Origin of the sequence: Nostoc sp., from assembly GCF_036917755.1 — a bacterium.
GTDB lineage: Bacteria > Cyanobacteriota > Cyanobacteriia > Cyanobacteriales > Nostocaceae > Nostoc.
The window spans coordinates 54,370-78,138 of the sequence record NZ_JBALFC010000019.1; the positions used below are offsets into that span (position 1 = coordinate 54,370).

24 protein-coding genes and 2 pseudogenes are annotated in these 23,769 nt (G+C 41.5%); 14 read left to right on the forward strand and 12 right to left on the reverse strand.

Annotated elements, in window-relative coordinates:
• The first annotated feature begins 739 nt into the window (after positions 1–739).
• Both V7L05_RS06465 and V7L05_RS06470 read left to right on the forward strand, forming a co-directional pair.
• A complete protein-coding gene (locus tag V7L05_RS06465; RefSeq protein ID WP_335162885.1) occupies positions 740–1,126 on the forward strand; it encodes a hypothetical protein in 387 nt (128 codons plus the stop codon).
• A gap of 72 nt (positions 1,127–1,198) precedes the next feature.
• Entirely contained in the window at positions 1,199–1,627 is a 429-nt protein-coding gene (locus V7L05_RS06470) for a bifunctional diaminohydroxyphosphoribosylaminopyrimidine deaminase/5-amino-6-(5-phosphoribosylamino)uracil reductase RibD (protein WP_335162887.1), read from the forward strand.
• Positions 1,628–1,925: 298 nt separating this feature from the next.
• On the opposite strand, the pseudogene V7L05_RS06475 reads toward V7L05_RS06470, so the two are convergent.
• Positions 1,926–2,174, reverse strand: a pseudogene (locus V7L05_RS06475) (IS4 family transposase); the annotation flags it as partial.
• Positions 2,175–2,574: 400 nt separating this feature from the next.
• On the opposite strand from V7L05_RS06475, the pseudogene V7L05_RS06480 reads away from it, so the two are divergent.
• The 3 genes and pseudogenes from V7L05_RS06480 to V7L05_RS06490 form a co-directional block, all read left to right on the forward strand.
• Positions 2,575–2,754 (forward strand): annotated as a pseudogene (locus V7L05_RS06480) (DUF3172 domain-containing protein); the annotation flags it as partial.
• A gap of 640 nt (positions 2,755–3,394) precedes the next feature.
• Entirely contained in the window at positions 3,395–4,414 is a 1,020-nt protein-coding gene (locus V7L05_RS06485; RefSeq protein ID WP_334953424.1) for an RpoD/SigA family RNA polymerase sigma factor, read from the forward strand.
• 115 nt (positions 4,415–4,529) lie between these two features.
• On the forward strand, positions 4,530–5,024 hold the full coding sequence (locus V7L05_RS06490) for an ureidoglycolate lyase (RefSeq protein ID WP_335162889.1): 495 nt from the start codon (positions 4,530–4,532) through the stop codon (positions 5,022–5,024).
• Between the two features lie 7 nt (positions 5,025–5,031).
• Here V7L05_RS06490 and V7L05_RS06495 read toward each other — a convergent pair whose 3' ends face one another.
• Both V7L05_RS06495 and alaS read right to left on the reverse strand, forming a co-directional pair.
• Positions 5,032–6,036 (reverse strand): nucleoside hydrolase, encoded by a 1,005-nt coding sequence (locus V7L05_RS06495; RefSeq protein ID WP_335162891.1) that lies wholly within the window; start codon positions 6,034–6,036, stop codon positions 5,032–5,034.
• 463 nt (positions 6,037–6,499) lie between these two features.
• Positions 6,500–9,142 carry an alanine--tRNA ligase gene (gene alaS / locus V7L05_RS06500; RefSeq protein WP_335162893.1) on the reverse strand — a complete coding sequence of 881 codons (2,643 nt, stop codon included), beginning with the start codon at positions 9,140–9,142 and terminating at the stop codon, positions 6,500–6,502.
• 249 nt (positions 9,143–9,391) lie between these two features.
• Here alaS and V7L05_RS06505 point away from each other — a divergent pair, with 249 nt between their 5' ends.
• The gene (locus tag V7L05_RS06505) at positions 9,392–9,592 is read left to right on the forward strand and encodes a heavy-metal-associated domain-containing protein (protein ID WP_335162894.1); all 201 of its coding nucleotides are present in this window, start codon (positions 9,392–9,394) and stop codon (positions 9,590–9,592) included.
• 1 nt (position 9,593) lies between these two features.
• Here the strand turns inward: V7L05_RS06505 and V7L05_RS06510 are convergent, their stop codons facing one another.
• Positions 9,594–10,277, reverse strand: coding sequence for an ATP-dependent Zn protease (locus V7L05_RS06510; RefSeq protein ID WP_335162895.1), 684 nt, complete (start codon positions 10,275–10,277; stop codon positions 9,594–9,596).
• A 158-nt stretch (positions 10,278–10,435) separates the two neighbouring features.
• Here V7L05_RS06510 and V7L05_RS06515 point away from each other — a divergent pair, with 158 nt between their 5' ends.
• Both V7L05_RS06515 and vapC read left to right on the forward strand, forming a co-directional pair.
• Positions 10,436–10,780 (forward strand): hypothetical protein, encoded by a 345-nt coding sequence (locus tag V7L05_RS06515; protein ID WP_335162896.1) that lies wholly within the window; start codon positions 10,436–10,438, stop codon positions 10,778–10,780.
• Entirely contained in the window at positions 10,777–11,184 is a 408-nt protein-coding gene (vapC, locus tag V7L05_RS06520) for a type II toxin-antitoxin system tRNA(fMet)-specific endonuclease VapC (RefSeq protein WP_334953430.1), read from the forward strand. The genes V7L05_RS06515 and vapC overlap by 4 nt, the downstream gene beginning before the upstream one ends.
• Before the next feature lie 104 nt (positions 11,185–11,288).
• Here vapC and V7L05_RS06525 read toward each other — a convergent pair whose 3' ends face one another.
• Positions 11,289–12,473: a hypothetical protein gene (locus tag V7L05_RS06525; protein ID WP_335162897.1), complete on the reverse strand. Its 1,185-nt coding sequence runs from the start codon at positions 12,471–12,473 to the stop codon at positions 11,289–11,291.
• A gap of 143 nt (positions 12,474–12,616) precedes the next feature.
• On the opposite strand from V7L05_RS06525, the gene V7L05_RS06530 reads away from it, so the two are divergent.
• Positions 12,617–13,903, forward strand: a complete 1,287-nt coding sequence (locus tag V7L05_RS06530; RefSeq protein WP_335162898.1) for a hypothetical protein — start codon at positions 12,617–12,619, stop codon at positions 13,901–13,903.
• A gap of 85 nt (positions 13,904–13,988) precedes the next feature.
• On the opposite strand, the gene V7L05_RS06535 is transcribed toward V7L05_RS06530, so the two are convergent.
• The 4 genes from V7L05_RS06535 to V7L05_RS06550 all read right to left on the reverse strand — a co-directional run bounded on the left by V7L05_RS06535 (position 13,989) and on the right by V7L05_RS06550 (position 18,115).
• Complete coding sequence (locus V7L05_RS06535; RefSeq protein ID WP_335162899.1) at positions 13,989–14,786, reverse strand: dienelactone hydrolase family protein; 798 nt, start codon at positions 14,784–14,786, stop codon at positions 13,989–13,991.
• 202 nt (positions 14,787–14,988) lie between these two features.
• Positions 14,989–16,206, reverse strand: coding sequence for an FAD-dependent hydroxylase (locus tag V7L05_RS06540; protein WP_335163067.1), 1,218 nt, complete (start codon positions 16,204–16,206; stop codon positions 14,989–14,991).
• A gap of 436 nt (positions 16,207–16,642) precedes the next feature.
• A complete protein-coding gene (locus V7L05_RS06545) occupies positions 16,643–16,807 on the reverse strand; it encodes a hypothetical protein (protein ID WP_335162900.1) in 165 nt (54 codons plus the stop codon).
• 1,014 nt (positions 16,808–17,821) lie between these two features.
• The gene (locus tag V7L05_RS06550; protein ID WP_335162901.1) at positions 17,822–18,115 is read right to left on the reverse strand and encodes a hypothetical protein; all 294 of its coding nucleotides are present in this window, start codon (positions 18,113–18,115) and stop codon (positions 17,822–17,824) included.
• Between the two features lie 440 nt (positions 18,116–18,555).
• Between V7L05_RS06550 and V7L05_RS06555 the strand changes: the two genes are divergently transcribed.
• The 5 genes from V7L05_RS06555 to V7L05_RS06575 all read left to right on the forward strand — a co-directional run bounded on the left by V7L05_RS06555 (position 18,556) and on the right by V7L05_RS06575 (position 22,306).
• Positions 18,556–18,642, forward strand: coding sequence for a helix-turn-helix domain-containing protein (locus V7L05_RS06555; protein WP_335163069.1), 87 nt, complete (start codon positions 18,556–18,558; stop codon positions 18,640–18,642).
• 541 nt (positions 18,643–19,183) lie between these two features.
• Positions 19,184–20,422, forward strand: a complete 1,239-nt coding sequence (locus V7L05_RS06560; RefSeq protein WP_335162902.1) for a bifunctional sterol desaturase/short chain dehydrogenase — start codon at positions 19,184–19,186, stop codon at positions 20,420–20,422.
• A gap of 212 nt (positions 20,423–20,634) precedes the next feature.
• Positions 20,635–21,156 carry a DUF937 domain-containing protein gene (locus tag V7L05_RS06565; protein WP_335162903.1) on the forward strand — a complete coding sequence of 174 codons (522 nt, stop codon included), beginning with the start codon at positions 20,635–20,637 and terminating at the stop codon, positions 21,154–21,156.
• Positions 21,157–21,214: 58 nt separating this feature from the next.
• Positions 21,215–21,769, forward strand: coding sequence for a pyridoxamine 5'-phosphate oxidase family protein (locus tag V7L05_RS06570; RefSeq protein ID WP_335162904.1), 555 nt, complete (start codon positions 21,215–21,217; stop codon positions 21,767–21,769).
• A gap of 9 nt (positions 21,770–21,778) precedes the next feature.
• Positions 21,779–22,306 carry a GNAT family N-acetyltransferase gene (locus V7L05_RS06575; protein ID WP_335162928.1) on the forward strand — a complete coding sequence of 176 codons (528 nt, stop codon included), beginning with the start codon at positions 21,779–21,781 and terminating at the stop codon, positions 22,304–22,306.
• A 212-nt stretch (positions 22,307–22,518) separates the two neighbouring features.
• On the opposite strand, the gene V7L05_RS06580 is transcribed toward V7L05_RS06575, so the two are convergent.
• From V7L05_RS06580 to V7L05_RS06590, 3 genes are all read right to left on the reverse strand, one after another.
• Complete coding sequence (locus V7L05_RS06580) at positions 22,519–22,695, reverse strand: hypothetical protein (RefSeq protein ID WP_335162930.1); 177 nt, start codon at positions 22,693–22,695, stop codon at positions 22,519–22,521.
• A 203-nt stretch (positions 22,696–22,898) separates the two neighbouring features.
• The gene (gene arfB, locus V7L05_RS06585) at positions 22,899–23,315 is read right to left on the reverse strand and encodes an alternative ribosome rescue aminoacyl-tRNA hydrolase ArfB (protein ID WP_335162932.1); all 417 of its coding nucleotides are present in this window, start codon (positions 23,313–23,315) and stop codon (positions 22,899–22,901) included.
• Positions 23,316–23,362: 47 nt separating this feature from the next.
• Entirely contained in the window at positions 23,363–23,617 is a 255-nt protein-coding gene (locus tag V7L05_RS06590; RefSeq protein WP_335162935.1) for an RNA-binding S4 domain-containing protein, read from the reverse strand.
• Positions 23,618–23,769: the final 152 nt, after the last annotated feature.

Here is a 23,769-nt window from a genome sequence, read left to right on the forward strand (position 1 = left end):
ACAAACAATTCATACATGACAGTATATTCGCTGATTGTGAAAACACAAGAAAAATTAATGGTTCAAGGGTAAGTAATAGAGCGATTGTGCCAGACTACAAGCGCTGTAACCATTTCAGAGGTAGGGTTTGGCTAGTTAAAAGAAATACTTGGAAAGACTGGATGGATATTTATGTAAGCTGTTTAAAAAGCTTTCAGCAACAATTAATTATTGCTCTGAAATAATAGTCAATTTTGAGAACGATCCGGGACTGGCAATACTAAGATTGTGTGATTTTAATATGAAATTTGTAAAGACTTGCGATCGGTATATATATATTGTCTGATCTGTCTAACCGGATGGGAACACGCATGAGAGATAAACAGCTACTAAGGGGGCATCTCACTTTCGTAGAAAGCCTAAACTTCACCCCAGCCCTCTCCTTACTAAGGAGAGGGAGCAGGAATCTTGTTTCTCTATGGTCTGCAAAACTGAGATGCTCCCGCTAGTAAGTAAGTTGGCACAATAAAACGAAACTGCCCCAAGAAAGATAAACTAGGCTACAACCCTCTTCCCTCCTGCCTCCTCCCAGACAAAAGCTTACATCTGGCTAGACTTCACTATATTTTTAATGAAGTTTACCTATACTTATTACTAGCTGTGTTAATCTGAGGTACTCAAACTAGGCTGCTATTTTTTGGTTTTTGTATCTAGCTAGTTGTAATTATTAAACTGACATTAGATGTTAAGAGATTGAATTATGAAATCCTCTTCTATCACCTTAGTCGTTGTGATTAGCGCACTCGCTCTCCCCCAGAGTGCCTATGCCAACCCAGAGAATGTTCCCATGACAACAGCCGATCGCAATCAGCAGGCTGGAGTTTTATTGACGGAACCAGCCACAATTAACACGACATGGAGTAACTTTATCGGACAGACTAATAATTCAAAACACACTGCTGAATCAATTTCGCTAGTGCGGGAGCGAGGTTGCCAAAATATTAACCCGCTTGAGTTCATCAAGAACCCAGACGCTTTTTTTAAGCAATGTCAAAAGCCAACAAATACCCAAAGTTCTGAGCCAATTGAGTATCTCAAGGTTCCTAAACTGGATTCTGGTATTAGTGTGACAGTTACTAAGTTTTGATATAGGAACTTTTTTAACAAAAGATAATTAATTCTAGGTAGTGTAATTTATCTAGATAATTTACGTTAAAATATGGATGAAATATTTATGCTGGCTGCTTTAGCTCAAAGCAGAAAAGCTTTGCCGGAATGTTTGCCGAACCCACCAGTAGGCTGTGTAATCATAGATGCCCAAGAGATAGTAGCTCAAGGATACACACGGGTACCAGGAAAACACCATGCTGAAGCTGACGCACTCAACCAAATTCAAGGCAAAGCTTTCGACTCCTTGAAAATGTATGTAACTCTTGAACCTTGTTCTTTTCATGGACGCACACCTGCATGTGCTTTAGCGATCGCTGAAGATCCTCGTATACATGAAATATATGTATCTATAGTTGATCCAGACCCCCGTAATAATGGTCAAGGATTGGACATTCTTAGAAAATTAGGAAAGACAGTTAATGTTGGGTTATGTGCCAATGAGGTAAATGCTTTTCTTAACCAATATCTAATAAAGTGATGGTTGAATAGTTAGGCTAAAATTGCAACGTTGTACTATTTTCCCAAAAATCTTTGCAACAAGTCAATCATCTATATAGATTCACAACTGTGTAATTGTGTCAACTTACGGCAGAAATCATGTATTTGAACCACATCTGTCGTAGGGGCACAGCATTGCTCATTGGTGTCAACTTAAGAAGATTTTGCCCAAATTTGTTGGGTGTAAGCGTCAATCTCTCGATGGCGCTTACGCCTGGTTTTGACTAATCCAAACAGCTTTTGATGTTCCACAAGATTTCTTGTGATAATACTCTTTATACTTCTCTTAACCCAGGAATCTGCCGATATACTAAACTCACAACGATCGCCATCATCACTCTTTAGCTCAATATTCTATCTCGGAATTTCTTCTTGTCTTCGTTTTTATACAACTTTAACGGTTTAAAGTTGCGCGGAGATAGTAATGAAAATATTTCTTGCTCGATTTCCCCAATTGGTGGCGCTGGTATATGCTTTTGCTGCCGCAAATCTGGGTTTCCTGTTCGCGCTGGAGGTTTTCTACCCATGATGTATAACTAAGAAGATCAATTCCGATGTTTTTAGATTACATCTTATGCTGACTTTTTGCTTAAGTTGACACCAATGAGCATTGCTGTACCCCTACTGCGTGGTCTATTTACCTGAAAATAGCTGGAAGGTGAAAACTAGTAAGCAAGAAAGCTGTTAGATGTTGCTTAGTTAAGGGTCTGAGATCATTTCCGACTTATTGGAGAAGTGGGGAGTCTGGTCGTATCAACTACCCACCTCTAAATGTCAATCTTTTGGCTTCAATTAGGATATTAGTGGGGATGCCCAACTCTTGGAGACGCTACGCGTAGCAAGATCCCGTTCGCCCCTGGCGTCCCGTAGGGAAGGGTACGGCGCAGGCTCAGGGTAAGACCTACGGCGGCAAGCTACGGGGGTGTTGCTGTCTTGCCAAGTATTATCGTTGGTGCTAATGTTACCACTGTTACTACTTTTAGTCTCGGAAATGTCTCTAGAAATAATTATATTGATAATACCGCATTCAATGCAGATATCTGCGTGCATTATGACACAAGTGCAATTGTCACAGATACCCGCGTCTTTGTCATCCTAAATCCCTAATTACAAGTATTTGACCGGACTCCTAAAGAAAGCTATTCTTGAGCAGGGGGAGCAGGAAAAGTGCTTGATTTCATGGTTAGCGATCGCCCGCTACGTACCCAGCTTGATATAATTGGATTATTCCGCAATAAATTAGAGGTAAAAAATTGACATTTTATATTTAATTAATTCCATTTAATCAGAATTATATGGAAGGATAATCAGACCATTAACACTTAAAAAATCTGTGATTTAATAATTCGGAATTATGTTGGTATTTGCTGTTAGGAATTTGTCTCTTAGGTAATGAAATCGTTACTCGGTCAATTATTCATTTTTTCCAGGAACTATATTGAATAATTAAACTAAATATCAGAATTGTGTTTGAAAATATGCAAAAATCAATAACAAAGGAGGTGTAATTAGTTGAAAAGATATGCTGATGATACTTGGGTAATTGATTTGTAACTGGTAAAGATGTTATTATTAATGGGTGGGTTGATTTTGGGTTTATTATCTCCAACAATTGACTTGTAATGTATCATAGACCAGAATTCATCATTATTGCCAAATTGATTGATTAGCAGTGTGAAATGGCTAAGGGTCTGAATATCTAGACTTGATACCAATAAATTGATGAGGTTACAGAGAGCAAATAACCATGAGCAACTTAACATCTCCACCTACCGAAGTTCAAAAAACGAAGAAAAAAAGTTTAGCCGCAGATAAAAAACCTCGAGGTACAGATGATATTGTACGTAGTTATCTGCAAGAGATCGGGCGTGTAGATTTGTTGACTCGCGAACAAGAGGTTATTTTTGCCCAACAAGTGCAGCAAATGATGAATTTACTAGCTGCTAAGGAAGAATTGGCTGTAAAATTAAATCACCAACCCACGCTGCAAGAATGGGCAGATCAAGTGGAGTTAAGTGTTGAGGTGTTAGAGCAACAGCTAAGTAAAGGACACCAAGCCAAGCAGAAAATGATTCAGGCTAATCTCCGGTTAGTGGTAGCTGTGGCGAAGAAATACCAGCACCGCAACCTGGAATTTATGGATCTAATTCAAGAAGGTACTTTGGGTTTAGAGCGAGGGGTGGATAAATTTGATCCCGCTCTTGGTTATAAGTTTTCTACCTACGCTTACTGGTGGATTCGTCAAGGAATCACCCGCGCGATCGCTCAACAAGGACGTACAATTCGTTTACCTATCCACGTCTTTGAGAAACTGAATAAAATTAAACGGGTGCAACGAGAATTGTCTCAACAGTTGGGTCGCGTTCCCACTACTGCTGAAATTGCCAGTGCGTTATCTTTGACACCTACCCAAGTTCGAGAGTGTTTGTATTTGGCCCGTCAACCCTTCTCCTTAGAGGCGCGAGTTGGTGAACAACAGGATACAGAATTGCAGGACATACTGGAGGATGATGGCCCTTCTCCTGAAGACTATGCTGTTGAAGAATCTCTCCACCAAGACTTACAAGACTTGTTAGCAAAGCTGTCTCCCCAGCAGCGAGAAATATTAACCTTGCGTTTTGGTCTGACTGATGGCTATGAACTTTCTTTAGCACAGATAGGCGATCGCATGGGTATTAGTCGAGAACGAGTGCGTCAGATAGAGCAAAAAGCTCTCAGTCTCCTCCGACGGCAAAAGGAACAAGTACGTAGTTATCTAGCTAGCTGAGATCATTTTTTCACAATTTAGGGTATTTAAAGTTAGGAATTCATCATAATGGCTGTATAAAATTCAGTTATTTTGGGGGAAAATAAACCTAAGTAATCTCTCTCAAAGATTTGATATGAGTACATCAAAAACAGTGCAACAATTGCAGGCACAATGGGTGACTTCTGAAAACTTTCGGGGTTATGGACAGGTGATTTTTGCAAGTGTTGATGGCAAAGCTTACGATGTGGAAGATGCCCAGTTAAACCTGCAAAACGGGATTCCACGATTTTATATTATGCGGTTGGAGAAGAGAGGGCGAAAGTTTCACAAAATTACTCGCCATGTGCAATGCACTCAATGTCTGGGTTCTTTGTCAGGGAAGGATTGGTTAATTGCAGTTTGTCCTCCTAATAATGATCTGAATCAACCAGCATTAGAAGAGATTGCTGCTTTCCGCATTCCGGGGAATTGTTTTATCAAGCTACATGGGGGTACTTGGCACGCTGGCCCCTATTTTGACCATGAAGCTGTGGATTTTTATAATTTGGAACTAGCTGATACAAATGTGGTGGATCATTTCACCCATGATTTTCTCAATAGTCATCAATTAGAATTTGAGATGGTTTAGCTAAATCTCAGATGCCCAGAGGCAGATTACCAAGTTGAGCAAACAGCTGCATAAACCGTTCAGTATCCACATCTAAACAAGCTTCAACATTGGGGGGATTAGCTTTGTGATCTCTGCGATCGCGTCGATCTGCTAATGACATTCCAGTAGTAAATCGTCCTTGGGTTTCTACGCTTATATAGAGTGACTCTGTTTTGACTAGACTCGGATCAATAGCAACTGCAATAGCTAAGGGATCGTGTAGATAACATCCGTAAAAGCCTTCATTGTCACGATGGAAAGCCATATAAATTCCAGCGCAATCGGCAATAAACTGGGTAACTTTTGAAGGATGACGCTGTAAATTCTCTTCAACAACTTGGCGGGCTAGGGGAGCTTTCATCGTCACATCTAAACCAACTAAGGTCAGGGGAATTCCCGATTCCATCACGATTTGAGCCGCATCGGGATCTACAAAAAAGTTAAATTCCGCCCCTGCTGTAATATTTCCGGGTACAGTCACAGCCCCACCCATGATCACAATTCGCCCAATTTTTTTCATCGTTGCGCCATCTTTCTGAATCGCTGTTGCTACATTGGTAAGTGGCCCTAAAGCAATAATAGTCAGACTATCGCCGTATTCTTGAGCTGCCTTAAGAAGCAGATTAACAGCATTCTCTGTAGATGGCTCAATAGTAAGTTTGGGATAGCGAGGTGTACCATCAGTTTCCTTAAAGCGATCGAGTTCACCAAGACCATCTGCACCATGAATCCCAGCTGCATTGAAGGTCGGTTTTACCAGTGGTTTTTCACAGCCTTTAGCAAGGATGGGCGAAGTATTGGGTTTGACAATACTCACTACGCGCAACACATTATTAGCAGCCTGATCTACGTTAATATTGCCAGCTACAACGGTGACTGCTTTCAGGTCTAATTGAGGTGAATTCAATGCCATAATCAGAGCCAAGGCATCATCAACACCACCATCTGTATCTACTATCACTGGGACGGGCTGATTTTGAAGGTTTATCATGGTGATTGCGACTCGATAGAAAAGACAAGGGGCTTAAGACTAGTGGTCTGTCCCATTAATTTTGATGGATAAGAGAAGGAACCGCAAAGAGCATGTTCGCGCAGCGTCTCGCAGAGAAGTTAGGGATTTCCAAGAAATAAATTATCCAAGAAAACGAACCACAGAGGCGCAGAGGGCACAGAGAGATGAAGAAGAGAGAGGATTGTTGTATCAGATTTTTGAATGTTTTTTAACAGGACTTACGCACTCAAAACCTGAAACCTAGATCCCCCCTAACCCCCCGATAAATTGGGGGGAACCTTAAAGAGCAAACTTTTTAAGGGGGTTGGGGGATCTCTTGTGCGTAAGTCCTATTTAATTTGGAAGTCCCTTAAGAGGTAAAGAAGATAAATTTAAAACTGATTCACCTATCAAGATTTTTAGGACTTGTGTGTACACCGTAGCTCGTTGAACCAGAAAATGGTTAACCCAACGCGGACTTTAACTCACTTTGTGCTTGTGCCAACGCTTCTGGTAATTTACTCGCATCGCGTCCGCCGGCTTGGGCTAAGTTCGGTCTTCCACCGCCACCGCCACCACAGATTTTAGCGATCGCACCTACAAATTTACCAGCTTGCAAACCTTTTTTGTTCACTTCAGAACTAAAAGCTGCAACTATACTAACTTTCCCTGCTTCGGGAACAGAACCCAGCACCACTGCACCATTACCGATTTTTTGCAGTAAGCGTTCGGCGGCGGTTTTCAAAGATTCTGGATCAACATCTTCTAATTGAGCGACGATAATTTTATAATCGCCTACAGTTTCGGCTGTTTGCAGCAAGCTGTCAGATTTGGCGATCGCTAACTGTACCTTTAAGGTTTCTAGTTCCTTCTGGCTAGTTCTGAGTTCGCTTTGCAGACTTGTGATTCTGTCTGGTAATTCTTCGGGTTTAACTTTAAAGCGATCGCTCAAATCCTTAACTATTTTATCCCGAAGCTCGAGATAATCCAGTATTGCTGGCCCCGAAACAGCTTCAATACGCCGCACCCCAGAAGCCACACCAGCTTCGGAAATAATTTTGAATACGCCAATTTCAGCAGTATTACTAACATGAGTCCCACCGCATAGTTCCATTGACACACTAGGAAAGTCAATCACGCGCACTTCTTCACCGTATTTTTCGCCGAACATGGCAACAGCACCCCTAGCTTTCGCCTCTGCTAAAGGTAATACTTCCACTTTCGCAGCATGTGCTTCGGCAATCCAAGTATTCACCTGTTCTTCAATTTGTTGGACTTCCTCGGCTGTCAACGCGCGCGGACAGTTAAAGTCAAAGCGCAACCTGTCAAAGGAAACCAGAGAACCAGCTTGAGATATGCTATCATCAACAATTTTCTTCAACGCCGCTTGCAATAGGTGCGTTGCGGTATGATTAGCTTGGGCGCGACGCCGACAAGCCGGATCAATTTGGGCTGTAATATTATCGCCTACGCGCAGTGTACCGCGTTCGATGCGTCCGAAGTGAACAAAGAAATCAGATTCTTTTTTAACGTCTTCCACTCGAACAACGATACCATCACCAGAAATATAACCGCGATCGCCGATTTGTCCCCCAGATTCAGCATAAAATGGCGTTTTGTCAAGGACAATTTGCACCTCTGTCCCCGCCTCTGCTTCCTCTTGGGAAACACCTTCTACTAATATCGCTTCGACTTTCGCCGTCGCCGCAGGTTGGGTATAGCCTAAAAACTCGGTGACTTGGATGTGTTCTGCTAGTTTGTCGAGAGAACCTTGCACAGTTAAATCGATGGTTTCATGTGCTGCTTTGGCACGTTCCACCTGCTTTTGCATTTCGGTATTAAATCCCGCTTCATCGACTGTAAGATGATTTTCTTCGGCGATTTCTTGTGTAAGTTCTAGGGGGAAACCGTAGGTGTCATATAAAGTAAAGGCGCTTTCACCGCTAATAGAAGTTTTCCCTTGCTGCTTCACCTCTTGGATGATTTCTTCTAGGAGTTTTTCACCTCTATCCAGAGTTCTGAGGAAATTGGATTCTTCGCGTTGCAACTCAGCTTTAATTGCTGCTTCCCGTTGGCGCACATTGGGGTAAGCTGATTCTGAAAGTGCGATCGCAGTTTCAGCAACTTGGGTGGTAAATTCGTCAGAAATCCCAATTAATCGCCCATGACGCACCACCCGCCGAATTAATCGCCGCAGCACATAACCCCGTCCCACATTTGAAGCGCGAATTTCATCAGCGATCATGTGGATGACAGAACGAACGTGATCACCAATAACTTTTAGGGAAGTTTTGGTTTTTTCATCACTTTTGTGGTAATCAATGCCAGCAATTTGGGCGGCTGTTTGGATGATAGGGAAAATCAGGTCAGTTTCGTAGTTATTGGGTACTTTTTGGAGAATTTGCGCCATTCTATCCAAACCCATGCCGGTGTCGATGTTCTTGTTTTGCAGAGGCGTTAAATTGCCTGACGCATCCCGGTTATATTGCATGAACACGAGGTTGTAAAACTCGATGAACCGGGAATCGTCTTCTAAATCTATATTTTCGTCACCGCGTTCTGGGTGGAAGTCGTAATATATTTCTGAACAAGGGCCACAAGGGCCAGTTGGGCCAGATACCCAAAAGTTATCATCTTCGCCCAAGCGTTTAATTCTCGCTACCGCCACACCGATTTGATCCCGCCAAATTCCAAAGGCTTCATCATCATCTTCAAAAACGCTGACGACGAGATTTTTTGGGGAGAAGCCAAAGACTTCTGTAGAGATTTCCCAACCCCAAGCGATCGCTTGTTCTTTAAAATAATCACCAAAGCTGAAGTTTCCCAGCATCTCAAAAAACGTGTGATGCCGTTTGGTGCGTCCGACATTTTCGATGTCGTTAGTGCGGATACACTTTTGCGAAGTCGTAGCCCGCTTAAATTCTGGTGTGCGCTGCCCCAAGAATATCGGCTTAAATGGTAACATCCCCGCGATCGTCAGCAGCACGGTTGGATCTTCTGGCACGAGGGAGGCACTTGGGAGAATTTGGTGATCCCGTTCGGCAAAGAAGTCGAGAAATATGTTGCGAATTTCGTTACCGCTTAGGTAGTGGGGATTTGAAGACATAGGTTTTTAACTTTTGACTTTAAGATTTCCGCGTAGCGGCACTAGATAGGATATTTTCATAAATAGCTTTATATATTCTTGCATTTTGTTTCATATTACTGCTAGCGAATTGTGCCAGTCGGTGAGCTATATGCAGTGATTAGGATGCTTTTACACCATTACATTACTCTGGCAGGATGCGCGATCGCATTTTGATGATTAAGATTAATCCTGAAGAAATAATTGAAAATTTCCATATTGGGGTAACAAATGGCACTAAAACTAAAAGTATCAAATATTGCTTGTGAGAAATGTGCAGAAACAATTACTGAGTCTATCCACGTTATGGAACCTGATGCCAAGGTGGATGTCGATGTTAATGCTAAAACTGTCACCGTAGAATCCGCAGCTTCTGAAGAGTCAATCAAACAGGTAATTGTTGCTGCTGGTTACACTGTTGAAGGTTATTGATCTATTCCCCACTCTCCACTCCTAACGCAGCATGACAATCTTCTACAGAAGTGCGTTCTCTCATGGCATTAACTAAAGCCTCGTAGCTAGACCAATTTTCTTGCAGTAGGGTTTTTGCCTGGAGGGTATGAAACCGCAGTTTCTGCTGATAAACTGATTCAGAAAAACCCAAAATTGTCAAGATTCCTATCAGCTTATTTTTATCATCAAATCCACCCTCAGCATTATTAAAAACCAGGGTTTCAGCAGCAATACCCGCCATCCAAACAGTGCAGTAGCGGTCTAGCATTTGGGCACTGATTTTACCCACTTCTAGTTGAGATGCTAATTCGCGATCATCAAAGCTAACGCCGCCTTGCCCAGGTTGCCCCTGTTTCCAGGCTTCCCAAGCGCTGAGTGTGTAGCCAGTAACGGGAATACCCAACAGGTAAGCAACCAAGAAATGGCCTGCTTCGTGGTGGACGATGCGATCGCGGTGTTCACTTGAAAAACCAGCAATCCAATCTACAAAGATAGTACCACCCTTGCCTTGCAAGCTGAAACTATCTAATGTAGCTATGCCTAAGATGGTGAAAGTAGCGATCGCTGGTACTACCGGTGATATGTTTAAGAATGGCCCCAACAATACCGATAGGGTCATGAGAAAGATAGATATTGCAACTAAATTTAGGTTAGTTTGGCTCATTGAGAGTTTTCTGAGTGCAGCTTAATCTTTTTTCATTATGAGGCAAAGTCCATGACAGGGGTTAATGTGACAACTATTAACAGGTAAAAAACTAGTCAAACTAGATTAGCCCTTTACCCTAAAAGTAAAATAAAATTATCCTCCACTTAAACCCGATAATGGCTATCCCAGAACTCGAACAACAACTCCTTCAGCTTTCCCCCAACGATAAACTGTATATTATCCAACTCCTTGCCCAAAGCCTGACCACACACAACACGCACCCAGACCAATCCACCAAACTCTCAGAATTCTTCCGTCAATCTCCCCTGGCTGAACTCACCGAAGAACTCGACTTTAGCCGAGGCTGGACATTGCTAAAAACCCTAATTGAGTCCCTACAACCAGAAACCCAAACCGAAACCCCAGAATATCCTCTGACTCAATTCTATGGATGTATCCAAGATGAAACATTCTTTCGCCATCCCCAAGGACAACAAGCAGAACGCGAACCAATCCTGTGAAATTTCTGCTAGATACTAACACTTGTATTATCTATATGCGTGGTAAAAATTCTACCTTAAAGCAGAAACTAGAAACCACTGCTACTAAAGATATTGCCGTTTGCTCAACCGTCAAAGCTGAACTATTTTATGGCGCGATGAAAAGTGCTAACCCAGAACGTAATCTTACCTTACAGCAAGAATTTTTAGCTCAATTTATATCACTAACCTTTGACGATCGCGCAGCAATGACATTTGGAATGATTCGCTCTCAGCTAGAAGCATTAGGCACTCCAATTGGAGCTTATGATTTACAAATTGCTGCCATCGCACTGACAAATAACTTAACCCTTGTTACCCATAACACCAGAGAATTTAAGCGAGTTAATAACTTGCTGATTGAAGATTGGGAGATAGATAATTAACAAACGACTGGCTAGAAAACATCATCTCACAACTTCCTGCGTAGGCGTAGCCCAACCTAGGCATCGCTCTCTTGCAAAAGAAACGATCCTGATAAATTTGCCGATTAAACAATGGCGCATTTACTGAGAATGACTTCCAGCCGATTCTGTACTTGCTCAAGTTCTTGGCGCTTTTGATAAATCCACATCTTTTCAGCCTCACGTTGTTCCAGAGTTTCGTTGTGAGCTTTTTCCTGCTGTTCTAGGAGATTTTCGTAAAGTGCGATCGCTTCTGCGATGACTCGACTAGCTGATTCAACTCGGTTTTCAAAGACTGATCCAACAATTTCATCTAACTTATCCGATAATTTATCCATTGATTCATCAAATTTTTGAAATCCTAGTTCAAAAACTTTCCCCTTTATTTTGTCTTTTAGTCCATCAAAATCTAGCATTCCAAAACCAAACGAACCAGCAATTGCAGCAGCTACACTTGCAACAATTACGGCAATAAATCCAAGCCCTGTAAATACCATTAATCCAGCAGCTAAAGCACCAATTCCAAGACCACCACTAATTCCTCCGAAACCCGTAAAGTCATCATGTATAGCGTTAATAGACAGTTTAAGCTGTTCGCTAAAATTAGTTTGGATGTTCTGATCTAGGCTATTAAATTCGCCTTGAATAGCATCTAGTTCATAAGCAATACTAGTGTCTAAATACTTAAGATTTTCTTGTAAAATTACGTCCTTAAGTTTCGTATTTCCCCATTCATCTATTTCTGTTGACAAATCTCTGATAAATTTATTTGTGTAATCTCTAATGAGTTGATCTTGGCTAAAAACCGGATTGTGTTCAGAATTCCAATATTGGCTCCTTTGAGCTATGCGATCGCCCAATCCTTCACGCCATTCATGCCAAGATTTAGCAATTTGCTCAAATACTAGGTGTATCAGTTGATCTGCCAATAGACGGATTCTGACATCGCGCCCACTGGCTTCTCCTATTTTTTCTAAAATTTTCTGCTTTTCTACTTCAGAAATTTGAATTTTACCCTTTAAAATATCTTCAAATTGATATAGTCCATCTAAACTTTTTTGTACCATCCTATTCATTTGAGTAACAAAGCACTTGATTTTTAGTTTTCTACTGTCAGAAGTCAGAAATTTATCAATTATCACTGCCAGCAGCACCGTGACTAAATTTGCCAGAAATATCACGAGCGGCGTGAGACTTTTTGGAATCAGCTTTAGTCCGGTAATCAGCGACAATAGCTCAACAGTCTTAGAGCGAACCAGTGAAATATCCATGAAGTATATGAGGCAATAGAGTTTTTCAAGCTTAGTATGCCCAGATTTAGACAAAATTAATTAATATACCGAATAAATACGGTTATCTTTGCTTTTTTATACAAGTTAGGCTCAAGAAAATTAGCTTTTAGCAACCTAAAAATATGCTGTTCCAATTTGCTCCTGCAATTCAAGCTGGTATTCAAGCTGGTAAATATCTACAGGTCTTGAGCAATGGAGTACCCTTAAGCATGGCTAGAGATGCAGTTAGCGGGCAGTTTATTGCCCATGCTATTGGTGCTACAGTTAACAACAGCCCTTTATCTCCACTGATAGCAGTTTCTAATCTACTGATGAGTGGGGCGCAGATGTATCAAACTCAGCAAGGCTTCACATCTGTATTAAATGGCTTGCAAACTATACAGACTAGCTTGGGTGTGCTACAAGCAACTACAGCCTTAATTGGTGTGGGAACAGTAGCAGGTGTAGCACTGACAGCAGTGAACCTGCACCAAACACTTAAACTCAGAAAAGAAGTAGAGCAAATGAGGCTGGAAGTCCAAAACGGTTTTATTGACTTGAAACAAGCCTTAAAAGACCAAGGAGTAGAAATTAGACAAATAATCGAACAAGTAGCCCAAGATATCAAATTTGAACAACATCGCATAGCTTTAGTGAGGGCGTATGGAGTGTTTATCCAGGCGATGAACCGCTTCCGTTCAGCTATACAGTTGCAAGATTTCAACCGGAGAAACGCTGAGATTGATGGTGTCAGGGGAATGTTATTTGCGGCTTTAGCAGATTACAGCAATCCGCATCTACTCGAAGAAACCTGTGCAGATGGCCAACTACGTAGACTCGAATGCGCTTGGGCAATTGAACAGGTGATTGTTGCAACTTATCAAGTGCAGAATGAGGTTTCAGCAGTGAGCGATCGCCTGTCTCATCTCCAAGATAAAATCTGTGAAGATGCTCTCACTGTGATTAATCGCTGTGAATCACATGATGAGCTTGATTTTCTCTTTCCCGAAATTATCCGCATTAAAAATCATGATTTAGCAGTATTATATTCATGGCAAAATCATGTTGATTGGATGCGCTCGCTTCCTTCATCAGAATTAAAACTTTTAAGTAGCGCTGATTTTAATAGTCCAGAGACTCACAACTCTACAATCAATTCAGCAGAACCACCAGAACAATTAGTATATGAGAATTTAGCCGAAAAGTCTCATTTCTATTCGCTTCGTGACCAGTTGTTATTTATATTCAAGCCTGAACTACGTCGAGAATACGAATTTTATATTAGTGAACAAGCTGTAATTACTGGTCATAAAACATTAGTTACATCTAATTTGCAACAGGCATCAGACCTAACTGTTGCTAATCTTTACTACTACTTTAACATTAGAGATGAATCGAAAGATAAGACAGAGGTAGTTTTAGCTAACTAAAAGAGCTAAGTCTTAGTTTTGCTACCTTCGGGATCTTGCTACGTGCAGCGTCTCGCTGACGTAGCCTCATTTACATGATCGAGTTTTACAAGTTATTTTGAAATAGTTCTAGAACATTTTGCCAAGCATCAGGAGCAGCTTCAGGATTGTAAATTGGATTCTGGGTGATAAATGGGTACTGGTCTTTGAAGAATCCAGCGAAGAATCCGTGTCCTGCGTCGTATCGAAATACACGATGATTTATTTGATGTTTCTTTAATTCTGCCTCAATTTGCTCGTTTTCCTCTTGCGAAACGAATGCATCTCTTGTACCAAAAAATGCATAAATAGTACCTTTAATTTCCGAGGTGCGATTGATGGTTGGAGTTTCTTCACCATAACTAGAAGTGGTAATTCCACCACCGTAAAACGAAGCTGTTGCTTTGATATCGGGTAAAGTTGCAGCCATATAAGCAACATGACCGCCAAAACAGAAACCAATGACACCAATTGCATTATCTTTGACATTGGGTAAAGTTTTTAGGTAAGCGATCGCAGCTTGAATATCGCTTAAAATTTCTTGGTACTTTACTTGTTGATAATATTGCAAACCCAGCCGATATGCTTCTGGGCTATAGCCAACATCTTCTGCGCTAAAGTCAGCCTCAAAATCAGGAGCAATACGTTGATACATCGCCGGGGCTATTGCTATATAACCTTGTTTAGCGATTAATTCGGTGATATCTCTAATGTTCCTGTTGATTCCAAAAATTTCTGGGAAAACTATAACCGCACCAAAGGTTCCGTTTTGTGCTGGTTGAGCTAAATAAGCATCGATTTCTAAGTCATTGTTAGGTACTTTGATTTTTGTAGTATTAATTTCGATATTTGTTGTTTCTAACATCTTTGTTTGGGCTGATTTTATTAGAAGAATTCAGAACTCAGGAGTCAGAATTCAGAATTGAATTCTCTACGAGTGGATGATGAATATTGGTTAAAATCTCGCCCCTCGTGGGCGAAAAAAATTAAAATATTCTCGCCTTAAAACTCTATCCCTTTTTGGGTAGAGTATTCTGAATTCTGAATTCTGTATTCTGACTCCTGTTTTATCGTTTTGCCAAATCTGGAGTCCGCCCCTTCAAGCCAATCATTAACTTCAGCATAAACACCTTTAATACAGGTACTCGCTGCAAAAACCATAAACCCAGGCGACGCACCACTACTACAGGTAAGAAATTATTAGAAAACATCCGATCTAACAAATCGGTGAAACCTAAAATCGTCAGGTTTTCCAGTTGGCGCCAGCGTTCATAACCTTTAAGAATCTGAATGTCGCCAATATCTTTACCCGCCTTGTGCGCTGCTTGAATTACTTGCGCTAAAGCTGCTGCATCCCGAATACCCAGATTTAAACCTTGTCCGCCGACAGGGTGGCAATTGTGCGCCGCATCACCAATTAATGCTAGTCGGGGAAGAACATAGCGATCGCTTTGCATGAGTTGTACTTGGAATACAAAGCGATCGCCTAATAATTCCAATTTCCCCATCTGATTGCCATAGCGACGGGTTAATTCTGTCAAAAATTGCTGATCATCTAAAGCACACAAAGCTTTTGCTTCTTCGTGGGGGGCTGTCCAGACAATGCGGCAACGGTTCCCTGGTAAAGGTAAAATTGCAAAGGGACCGCTAGACCAAAATCTTTCGTAAGCGGTGTTATTGTGCGGTTTTTCTGGTTTGACAAATGCAACTATGCAAGATTGCCAATATTTCCAGCCGAGAGTTTTGATTCCAGCAGCTTGACGAATTGGCGATCGCGCCCCATCTGCTGCGATCAGTAATTTGCTCCGAACTGTCCGTAACTGATCGGCAACTTTAATATCTATCGCTACTACATCCTTCTGATATTGCGTATTTACCACTTCCGCCGGACACAGATAAGTCACATTTGGACAATTTTGGACAAACTCCTGCAACGGTTGCAACAACGCTTGGTGTTCCGCCACATAACCCAACTCTGATGTATTTAGATCATCTGTGGTAAATTCCACCACATTGGGAGAATCGGCATCAGAAAGACGAACCCGGCAATATTTGGCCATTTGAGGCAACATTTTGTCCCAAACTCCAATTCCTTGATAAATTAGTGACGAAAGCTGATGAACTGCATAGGCTTGCCCCTTCGCTACCGCCGTTGAAATTACTTTCGCCTCAATCAGCAAGACACTCAAGCCAGAATCTTTTAAAGCAGAGGCTAAAGTTAACCCAATAATCCCACCGCCGACAATTACCAAATCATATTCATTGAAAGCGGAGGGAAACTCCATCCCCTTGTGGGTGGAGAGGGATAGTCGCCCCAACCCTTGGGGCATTGGGCATTGGGCATTGGTAACTTCTTCCCCATGCCCCATGCCCCATTCCCCATGCCCAAAAACTCCATCCCCTTGTGGGTGGAGTTTTTCATATCCCCGCTCATTTGGCGGTGTTGGTTGGGGGGAAAGAGTTTGCTCAAGCTGCGTTAAGGCCATTGTTAAGTTAGGTTACAGCGTCTTCACTCTTATTTTGACGCGATCGCGCCCTTTAGGGCAAGTTAATAGCAGCAAATATTGAAAAACCCCACTGATGACTGAGGACAACAGCGAGGTTACACAGCTTTACTTATTTTGCAGATAAATAAAGTATAAATTTTGTTACAGAGCTACTATTAACTATCACTAGTAAGAGTAACTTATGATTAAATATGCTGTGTTTTACAGCAAGAGATTATTGATGATGTCTGCGAATGTAATGGTGATGTATTGCTCTGTGATGAAGTCTATGATGCCTAATAGCAGCTGAAGCCGGTGTAGCTTGAAAGATTGGTGCAGCAATGGCTATAGGGGTAGCAATTGCTAGAGCTAGAATTAAACCTTTAGCAAACTTGTTCATGTGATTTCCTTGATTCTATTTATTCAGTGAATCTATGAATTGAATATGACAAAGACATATGTCGATATCTTGTTATTTATATGAACTTTTCGTGGAGATTTTTGCCGACATTAGCATCTATAATAAACCTGAGAATTTATTAGTCTTGAGAGAAAAAACTACGGAGTTTTTTGGTAAGTAGCCAGAGTTAATTCTTGGACTATAGCCTTTCTTAATTTAGTGACGTACAGCTTAACCTCATCCCGACAAAGCTGTGCTTTATCTCCCCTTTCCTTAGCAAGGAGACGGGTTGGCGGTGAGGTTTTGATCTGATGTACTTCATGCACCTGACAACCGCTATAAATAAAGGGAATTCTATTGTTTTAAAGAAATTTACCAACTTCAAAAAAAACCTGCTGTTGATCACGGCAGGTCTAAATGGTATATAGTTTGAGAGTATTCAGAAGGCAGAAGTACGAAGGCAGAAGGCAGAAGGGAACCCACGTTTAAAAACGTGGGATTGAAGCAATGACGCTTTGTATCTCGCGCTACGCGTCTCGATACAATTCTTTTTTTAAACTGGGCTTTAGACCCAGAACTAAAGTTTTTATTAATACTCCTTTCCTTCTGCCTTCTGCCTCCTGCCCTCTGCCTTTCTTGTAAAAAATAAACTTGTTATATATCTACTACAAAATATGAAAGCTAACAGTAACTATAGGAATCATATTTGAGCAGTAAGACATTCATGAATAACCGTCTATAGTCTACCTTCGCTACCAGCTTAACCATTAAACCTCTTGCAAAAATACTTGAACCGCCAGGGACTCAAGTCCCTCTCTTATAGCAAAAATCCGTTTCAACGGACTAAAAATACTGTCATTAGTCGGTTAAAACCGACTTGAGCTATTAGCCCAGAAATTTATTTCTGGGCGGGTGTTCGACTTTTGCAAGAGGTCTATTATTAAATAGATATCAAGGAAACGTCTGGCAGGTTTGGAAAAGATGGGATAAACAGTTATCTACTTTCATCAACAATTAGTTATTTGGGGTGGTTGGTGTAGTTACCGGTAGCGTACTTGCAGCTGGTGGAGTAACGGGTTTTTTAACTGCGGATTGTTTAACTACGGATTTACTTTTAACAGCTTTGCTGGAGTTGTGGTGTTTGTGTTTATGATGTTTCCGTTTTGCAGTCTTGGATTTGGCAACTTTAGCAGTTGCGTAAGTTGTTGTCGGGGTAGAAGTAGTTTTGGCTTGAACACTAGATGCAGAAACGGCTACAGGGGCAGCAAACACTATAGCCAAAAGTAAGACTTTAGCGAACTTATTCATTTGAAACTCCTCATCAAATAACCAATTGCCTAACTATCTACTAGTCGTATGTCATTAGTTTGTAATTTGTGTGAATCTTACGTGTGATTTTTTAATTATCTCTATTCAAAGATAGATGACTTTAAGTGAATACCTTGCTATATAATGATCGTCGCCATCAGATGATCTTGGCATTTCAAAGTTAGATGTAACATTTGGCACATGATCTAGGTTTTTTTGGGTGTCGATTCACTTAAGGTGCGATGTCTACGATGGTCACTGAGCGCGGCCGTTGTGCGGGCTGTTCGGTGACGCGCCTAAATAGCTTGATAGGTTATGATGGCTGTGTTAATTTTGATGTCTTCAAGCCGCACACTCGTTACTTCCGGTCATGAGTTAGGCGCTCTATATTAAGCGTGACTTTGTGTTAAAATTGAAGCGTATTCAACAAATTTAAGAAATTGTCATCCATCCAAAAAGCATTTAAAGTTACTCTCATCCCCACAGACAATCAAGAAGTCTTAATCAATAAGACTTCTTGGTTGTGAAAGGTTTGTGTATGTGCGATTCCTTTAGCCTAAATGAGTATAAATAAATAAAATACTCAAGGACGGTTAGCTGGTTTTTTTCATTTTTTAAAAACCAAATAACTGAATGAATTTGTAGGTGAAAATCCTACCACCCAGGTGCAGAGTTGAAAGCATCACTCCCAGGTTTGCGACTAGCCATCAAAGCTTGAAGCGGGGTGAAAAGGTGGCAATACTAGAAGCCTAATCTGGTATCCATCGAGCAAAGTATTCATGAGTAACGAAAGTGAAGATGCGCTTAAATCGTCATGAACCTTAACCAGCGAAATAAGGCTGAACGCGCTGGAGCCAAAAGGCAATGGATAAGGAGTTGGCAATTGTACACTTGACCAATAAGCACTTCCAATAAACCTGGCGAATAGCATCACTTCTATTGGTATATATATAGCATGGTCATTCGGAACGGATTAACCTCTCGACTGCTCTCAAGTAATGAGAAGGTGCTAACCGTATGCAGCGAGTAGGAAAGATTGAGAAAGAGTATAGACAAACATGATAATAAATGCTAGCTGAAAACTTGATTGCAATTGAACCAAGATTACAAATTAATTGGGTTTGGCTAAATGCCAGCTTACAGTTTGCTAGTTGGGGACTTATTTCACTCTTACTCGCTGAGATATTGAGAGACAGCTACCATGCTTTATGTCACCAAGTCAATTGGCTTGCTAAATGGCACAACAAGCATCACATGGCCTATCGCCGGGATTTATCGATAGTTTCCCTGAAAGTTTATCAAGAATCCCAGCTCTATCACGACATTTTAGAGTCGAGTCTACTGCTGGTGGTATTGGTAGTCATTGCCTTAATTGTCCAACAAATGGGGTTATGGCTGGGAGTAGCTTATGCTTGCACCTTCTTGTATGGCGCATCTATACGATATTTTCAGGGAAAAATTGATACAGACTATAACCACCTACCCGGCCCTTTAGAGACAATTCCATCCATTTGGTGGGTGAATCGGTCTTATCATTGGCGGCATCATTTTGATGATGTCAACGCTTACTACAGTGGTGTCTTTCCCTTAGTGGATAAAATTCTTGGCACAGGACTATCTCTCAAGGGTAAAACCATCGCTTTAACCGGAGCATCAGGAGCGTTGGGACAAGCGTTAGCGGCTGAACTTGTAAAAAATAATGCTAAAGTTGTCGCATTAACTACTAATCCAGAAAAATTAGTCGAACAAGTTGGCGTGAAGGTGGTTCCCTGGCAGTTGGGCAATGAAGCCAATCTGAGGGATAGTTTAGAGAAAGTAGATATTTTAATTATCAACCACGGAGTGAATGTCTACACCAGGCGCACACTAGAGGCTATCAACTCCTCCTATGAGGTGAATACCTTTTCAGCATTGCGGTTAATGGATATATTTTTGACAACTGTAACCGGGCCACAAGCAAAAGCAACTAAGGAAATTTGGGTGAATACTTCTGAGGCTGAGGTGTCTCCCGCGCTGAGTCCACTTTATGAACTCAGCAAACGAGCGCTAGGAGATATTGTGACGCTGAAACGATTGGACGGGGATTGTGTAATTCGTAAGTTAATTCTTGGCCCATTTAAGAGTCAACTGAATCCCTATGGAGTGATGTCTGCACAGCAAGTTGCTCGTGGTATCTTATTTTTGGCACGGCGAGACTTCCGAAATATTATTGTGACGATAAATCCTCTTACCTATCTGCTGTTTCCCTTAAAGGAAACTAGTACATGGCTATACTATCGAGTTTTTAGCCGAACAGCGAAAAGATAAAGTGCGTTATGGTACTGGTTTGGGGCTAGCGATGCCCAACTCTTGGAGACGCTACGCGAAGGGCGCAGGCTCAGGGTAAGACCTGCGGCGGGCTGTTCGGTGACGCATATCAGATTGTGATAGAAAAACATCAGAGTAAATTTACTTGCTAATGTGAGTTAAATCGAGTAGGTTTTGGTAAGCTTTTTGAGAATAAAGAGAGAAACAAACTTATGGGACTTTTCGATCAAATTCTTGGTGCGATCGCTAATCCTAATCAACAGGGCAGCTTAGGTCAACTAGGAAGTATTGTTAACACTGTACAGCAGTTGAGCGATCGTACAGGCACAGACCCGTCTACCATCCAATCAGTTTTGTCAATTGTAGGTGGTCAAGTGCGTTCTGCTTTACAAGACAAGCAAGCTACAGATGGTAATGAAGCTACACAAACTCTAGTGAATCAATATGCTGGTACTTCACCTAACCCCGAAGCCGTCGATTCGCTGTTTTCTCCTGACACACAACAGCAGGTAGCTGAAGTTGCTGCCCAGCGCACTGGATTGGATGCTGGTATAGTTCAACAATTGCTGCCTTTAGCAGTACCTTTGGTGCTGAATTTTTTACAATCAGGTGCAAATGCTCAGAATCCCCAAGCTGGCACAAATCCAGTACTGAATTCCTTTTTGGATGCTGATGGCGATGGTGATGTCGATATCGCTGATGCCATCCAGATGGCTAGTCGGTATATAAGATAGTAACAGTTCCTAACTCCTAACTGCCCACTCCCCACTCCCCACATAAATCAGACAGTCTATGTCTAAATTTTTTGACTGTATTACTGAGGAACTGCAAGACTTCATTGCAGCCCAACACCTTTTCTTTGTTGGCTCTGCACCCTTGAGTTCTACGGGTCATGTTAACGTGTCTCCTAAAGGTTTAGGCTGCTTTCGCATCCTTTCTCCCCACCGAGTAGGTTACGTAGACCTTACAGGCAGTGGTAACGAAACATCAGCCCATTTGCAAGAAAATCGGCGGATAACCTTCATGTTTTGCGCCTTTGAGGAACCCGCGTGTATCCTGCGTCTTTACGGTCAAGGAACCACGATTTTACCGAGTTCTCCAGACTGGAACTCCCTGTACTCTCTGTTTTTGCCGATACCTGGAACTCGTCAAATTATCATCGCTGACATTGAAAAAATACAGACTTCCTGCGGTTTTGGCGTACCACTCTATGAATATCGAGGTCAGCGCCAGACTCTAGTAAACTGGGCTAGTAAAAAAGGCGAAGAGGGAGTTCGAGAATATCAACAGCAGAAAAATCTCGTCAGCATTGACGGTTTAGCGACACCACTGAGCAAATTACCTTAAATTTGACTCATGGATTATTTTATTCGTCCACTCACACAAGAAGATGAGCCTTTTCTTTGGCAAATGCTTTACGAAGCAGCCCATCTGGTAGAAGAAGGTAATTTGACAGTGCAGGATGCAATGAATAATCCTGATTTGGCAAAATATGTTAGCAATTGGGGATGTAAAGATGATAGCGGCTTCGTCGCTATTCTAGAAAGTAGTAATCAGCCAGTAGGAGCCTCGTGGCTGCGTCTATTGACAGGTGAAAATAAAGGATATGGCTATGTTGATGATCGCACTCCTGAACTAGCGATGTCTACGACGGGCTACGCCTACGCAATTCTACCCCAACATATAAATAAAGGCATAGGAACGCAGTTACTCACACATTTGTTAGCATCTGCCAAAACATCTTATCCATCAATATCACTTAGTACCAGAGCGACAAATCCAGCCGTGGGTTTATATAAATGCTTTGGCTGGGAAGTTGTTGGTGACAGTGAAATAATCAATCGAGTTGGTGGCATCTCTTTCAAGATGAAAATTAATTTTTAAGCTCAAAGCTCGTCGCTTGTAGGGTGTATTATGGTGTTATATCATGTCCGCCAAATTACCCATAATAAAAGAACCCCACCCCCAACCCCTAAGAGCAGGCGGGGAGGGGTTCCAGGCATTATGCTTAATTGCCCGAACATGCTATTAAGCCTAACCCACTGCCTAAGAGTTAACAATTCAAAATTCAATTTTGAATTTTGAATTTTGAATTGTTAAGACCCTTTCGAGTTGGTGTCACCACCAATTATTGCTTGGAACAAGTTTCCTACTAAAAAGAAAAACGCCGAAACTAACACTACCAGCATTAAACCAGCAAGGGCAGCAAAGGGAGAGATGATGAATAAGAGTAAGAGGGCAAACATCAAAATCGTTATTAATGTCTTATTCATCTTTTTTACCTTTAATAGTTGCTATACTGAAGCTTACTAACTAAGTCATGAACTTAACCAGAGTCAATAGAAGGAATTAGTCTTAGTTCTCTGGTTATAAGTTTAATTTTTGAAGAAGAATTCAGAAGTCAGAATCAATCGTCAGTCGCACAGGATTCAATTCTGAATTCTGGCGACTGGCGCCTTTATTCTTTTTTGCTAAATCAACAATCTGTAACCTGCCCTCTGTTAGACTTAACTTGTCCGCGCTTACTTTTGTAGTCAAGGCGCTTTTTTTGAGAACTACGAGTCGGTTTAGTGGGTTTGCGTTTTCTCGTCACTACAACTGCGCTTTGAATCAGTTCTTGAAGTCGTCTCAATGCTGACTCCCGATTGTTCTCTTGGCTTCGGTGTTCCTGCGCTTTGATTACGACAACTCCTTCTTGGGTGATGCGTCGATCATTCAGCTTTAAAAGCTGTTGTTTATAATAATCTGGTAATGATGAAGCCACAATATTGAAACGCAAGTGAATCGCAGTGGAAACCTTATTCACATTTTGGCCTCCCGCTCCTTGCGAACGAATCGCACTAATTTCAATATCACTCTGTGGGATAATAACTTTGTTGGAAATTTGCAGCATTACTCACAAGGCAAAAGAGGAACTTTTCAATTTCAGATAAAAATCCTTTACTCGGTTTGTTCGGGAAAATCTACTACTACATCTTGGTCTTCATTGTTGTTTAAATTCACCTCTAAAGTCTGTCCTTCAATTGTCACTTTATCACCCGGTACTAGTCGCCGCCCTCGTCGGGTTTCCAGCATACCGTTTACTTGGACATCACCACCTTGAATCATCAGCTTGGCTTGGCCTCCAGTTGGCACTATACCCATCAACTTTAAAAATTGATTTAACTTAATTGTGTTGTCTCTGATTTTCTTCATAATAAATAAAGGCACATATTCTTAATTGTATCGTGGCGTTATCCAGGCAAAGCCAAAACTCGTTTAAAACCTCGTTTTCAGCGTTTGGCTGGAAATGCTGCTCATTGCGACTATACCGCGAGTAAGGAAGGCAGAGCCTCAATCAGGGACAT

Bases quoted from the DNA above. Each gene is read 5' to 3' on its own strand.
- V7L05_RS06465 (WP_335162885.1), top strand. From the start codon at position 740: ATGAAATCCTCTTCTATCACCTTAGTCGTTGTGATTAGCGCACTCGCT.
- V7L05_RS06470 (WP_335162887.1), top strand. From the start codon at position 1,199: ATGGATGAAATATTTATGCTGGCTGCTTTAGCTCAAAGCAGAAAAGCT.
- V7L05_RS06485 (WP_334953424.1), top strand. From the start codon at position 3,395: ATGAGCAACTTAACATCTCCACCTACCGAAGTTCAAAAAACGAAGAAA.
- V7L05_RS06490 (WP_335162889.1), top strand. From the start codon at position 4,530: ATGAGTACATCAAAAACAGTGCAACAATTGCAGGCACAATGGGTGACT.
- V7L05_RS06495 (WP_335162891.1), bottom strand. From the start codon at position 6,036: ATGATAAACCTTCAAAATCAGCCCGTCCCAGTGATAGTAGATACAGAT.
- alaS (WP_335162893.1), bottom strand. From the start codon at position 9,142: ATGTCTTCAAATCCCCACTACCTAAGCGGTAACGAAATTCGCAACATA.
- V7L05_RS06505 (WP_335162894.1), top strand. From the start codon at position 9,392: ATGGCACTAAAACTAAAAGTATCAAATATTGCTTGTGAGAAATGTGCA.
- V7L05_RS06510 (WP_335162895.1), bottom strand. From the start codon at position 10,277: ATGAGCCAAACTAACCTAAATTTAGTTGCAATATCTATCTTTCTCATG.
- V7L05_RS06515 (WP_335162896.1), top strand. From the start codon at position 10,436: ATGGCTATCCCAGAACTCGAACAACAACTCCTTCAGCTTTCCCCCAAC.
- V7L05_RS06525 (WP_335162897.1), bottom strand. From the start codon at position 12,473: ATGGATATTTCACTGGTTCGCTCTAAGACTGTTGAGCTATTGTCGCTG.
- V7L05_RS06530 (WP_335162898.1), top strand. From the start codon at position 12,617: ATGCTGTTCCAATTTGCTCCTGCAATTCAAGCTGGTATTCAAGCTGGT.
- V7L05_RS06535 (WP_335162899.1), bottom strand. From the start codon at position 14,786: ATGTTAGAAACAACAAATATCGAAATTAATACTACAAAAATCAAAGTA.
- V7L05_RS06540 (WP_335163067.1), bottom strand. From the start codon at position 16,206: ATGGAGTTTCCCTCCGCTTTCAATGAATATGATTTGGTAATTGTCGGC.
- V7L05_RS06545 (WP_335162900.1), bottom strand. From the start codon at position 16,807: ATGAACAAGTTTGCTAAAGGTTTAATTCTAGCTCTAGCAATTGCTACC.
- V7L05_RS06550 (WP_335162901.1), bottom strand. From the start codon at position 18,115: ATGAATAAGTTCGCTAAAGTCTTACTTTTGGCTATAGTGTTTGCTGCC.
- V7L05_RS06560 (WP_335162902.1), top strand. From the start codon at position 19,184: ATGCTAGCTGAAAACTTGATTGCAATTGAACCAAGATTACAAATTAAT.
- V7L05_RS06565 (WP_335162903.1), top strand. From the start codon at position 20,635: ATGGGACTTTTCGATCAAATTCTTGGTGCGATCGCTAATCCTAATCAA.
- V7L05_RS06570 (WP_335162904.1), top strand. From the start codon at position 21,215: ATGTCTAAATTTTTTGACTGTATTACTGAGGAACTGCAAGACTTCATT.
- V7L05_RS06575 (WP_335162928.1), top strand. From the start codon at position 21,779: ATGGATTATTTTATTCGTCCACTCACACAAGAAGATGAGCCTTTTCTT.
- V7L05_RS06580 (WP_335162930.1), bottom strand. From the start codon at position 22,695: ATGAATAAGACATTAATAACGATTTTGATGTTTGCCCTCTTACTCTTA.
- arfB (WP_335162932.1), bottom strand. From the start codon at position 23,315: ATGCTGCAAATTTCCAACAAAGTTATTATCCCACAGAGTGATATTGAA.
- V7L05_RS06590 (WP_335162935.1), bottom strand. From the start codon at position 23,617: ATGAAGAAAATCAGAGACAACACAATTAAGTTAAATCAATTTTTAAAG.